We start from the raw sequence: 2,493 nt of genomic DNA, 5'->3' as shown, positions 1-2,493 counted from the left end.
TGAAAAAATTACATATTATTTTAATATTTTGTTGTATGAGCCTTTTAACGGGGTGTCTGTATCCGAAAGAAAATATGAAGCAAAATGCGGTTCCTTATGAAGATCAGCTACAGGTTGTTCAAAAAGCTGTTGTGACATTTAAGGAGCAAAATGATGGGATATTGCCAATTAAGACGAGGGATATGAGTACACCTATTTATCAAAAGTATCCGATCGATTTTCAACAGATTGCCCCGCGTTACATACAAGAAGCGCCAGGGAATGCGTATGAAAGTGGAGGAGTATATCAATACGTATTAATAGACGTTGAAACAAATCCAACAGTAAAGTTAATTGATGTTAGGATGGCTGAACAAATTCAGGAACTATCTTTAAAGCTTAGGATGTATCGTGATGAACATCAATATCCACCTTTTAAAAAAGTAATTTCAGATGGTGTATATGAATTGGATTTCAAAAAACTAGGATATAAAGATGTGCCACAAGTGACAAGCCCATATTCTGGTAAAGGACTTCCTTTTGTAATTAATGAAAAAGGAGAAGTTTTTGTTGATTATAGAATTGACTTATATGACGCTTTGAAAAAAAATGAAGGGCAGTTTGCGGAAGGAGAAGATATTCGAAATATACTTTCAAAAGGATCCCCGTTTGTACCAGCTTATTCTTTACCGTACACAGTAAAGGACGGAGAACCAATTTTTTTAAAATGATAAGTCATGAACCTTTCTTTTAGTGAATAAGTTCTAGAAGAAAGGTTTTTTATGTTATACAACTTACGATGCAAACAAAAGATATTTTTTAATAGTCATATGAAATTGGACAAAATTATATGATATATTGTCCGAACTTCTAGAATACCATTATATTATATCAGATATTATAGGCAACGTTAGAGAAGGTATTAGTTGACTATAAACGCGGAATTATTCCCAAAAATTTTGAGGGAGGGAATCACTTGGAAAAGGTAGATATTTTTAAAGATATTGCAGAACGAACAGGCGGTGATATTTATTTTGGAGTTGTAGGAGCTGTTCGAACAGGGAAATCAACATTCATTAAAAAATTTATGGAACTTGTAGTTATTCCAAACATTGAGAATGAGTCTGACCGTCAAAGAGCGCAGGATGAATTGCCTCAAAGTGCTGCTGGTCGTACAATTATGACGACGGAACCGAAGTTTGTTCCAAACCAAGCGGTTTCTATCGAAGTAGATGAAGGACTTGAAGTGAATATTCGATTAGTAGATTGTGTTGGATATACGGTTCCTGGAGCGAAGGGCTATGAAGATGAGAATGGCCCACGCATGATTAATACCCCTTGGTATGAAGAACCTATTCCATTCCATGAAGCTGCAGAAATCGGCACGCGTAAAGTAATTCAAGAACATTCAACAATTGGTGTTGTAATTACAACAGATGGAACAATTGGTGAAATTCCAAGAAGAGATTATATAGAGGCAGAAGAACGCGTTGTAAATGAGTTGAAAGAAGTAGGAAAACCTTTCATTATGATAATTAATACGGTACAGCCGTATCATCCAGATACAGAGCAATTACGCCAAAGTTTATCAGAAGAATATGATATCCCGGTTATTGCAATGAGTGTGGAGAGTTTAAGAGAAACAGATGTATATAATGTACTTCGTGAAGCACTATTTGAATTTCCTGTATTAGAAGTGAATGTGAACCTTCCGAGCTGGGTAATGGTGCTAAATGAAGGGCATTGGTTGCGTCAAAGTTATCAAGAAGCAGTTCAAGAAACTGTGAAGGATATAAAACGTCTTCGTGATGTGGATCGCGTTGTTTGGCAGTTTAGTCAATATGAATTTATTGATCGAGCGAGCCTAGCTGGCATTGATATGGGGCAAGGTGTGGCTGAGATTGATTTATATGCGCCAGATGAATTGTATGATCAAATTTTAAAAGAAGTAGTAGGAGTAGAAATTCGGGGGAAAGATCATTTATTAAAGCTTATGCTCGATTTATCTCATGCGAAAATAGAGTACGATCAAGTGGCGGATGCACTGCGTATGGTTAAGCAAACAGGATATGGTGTAGCAGCGCCTGCATTAGCAGATATGAGCTTAGATGAGCCAGAAATTATTCGTCACGGTTCAAGGTTTGGTGTGAAGTTAAAAGCGGTAGCGCCATCTATTCATATGATTAAAGTAGATGTAGAGTCAACGTTTGAGCCGATTATTGGTACTGAAAAGCAAAGTGAAGAATTAGTTCGTTATTTAATGCAAGATTTTGAAGATGACCCGTTATCAATTTGGAATTCTGATATATTTGGACGTTCACTTAGCTCGATTGTTCGAGAAGGAATTCAGGCGAAATTATCTTTAATGCCAGAAAATGCTAGATATAAATTAAAAGAAACGCTAGAAAGAATAATTAATGAAGGATCTGGCGGATTAATTGCGATTATACTATAAGAAAAAATCCCTCTCATTGTAGAGGGATTTTTTGTTTTTTTTTGATTATAAAATAGAAA

The 2,493-nt window shown here is 35.7% G+C and carries 2 protein-coding genes; both read left to right on the top strand.

Annotated elements, in window-relative coordinates; genetic code table 11:
• Positions 1-710 (top strand): hypothetical protein (locus ABWK52_RS04830; protein WP_353771881.1); only part of this gene is annotated, 710 nt, incomplete at its 5' end.
• A 245-nt stretch (positions 711-955) separates the two neighbouring features.
• Positions 956-2,434, top strand: a complete 1,479-nt coding sequence (gene spoIVA, locus ABWK52_RS04825) for a stage IV sporulation protein A (protein WP_000416519.1) — start codon at positions 956-958, stop codon at positions 2,432-2,434.
• Positions 2,435-2,493 lie beyond the last annotated feature (59 nt).

This window comes from Bacillus sp. AP50 (genome assembly GCF_040492675.1).
Classification (GTDB): domain Bacteria; phylum Bacillota; class Bacilli; order Bacillales; family Bacillaceae_G; genus Bacillus_A; species Bacillus_A cereus.
Note: the sequence above shows the minus strand (reverse complement) of the source record. Positions and strands in the feature narration are given on the sequence as shown.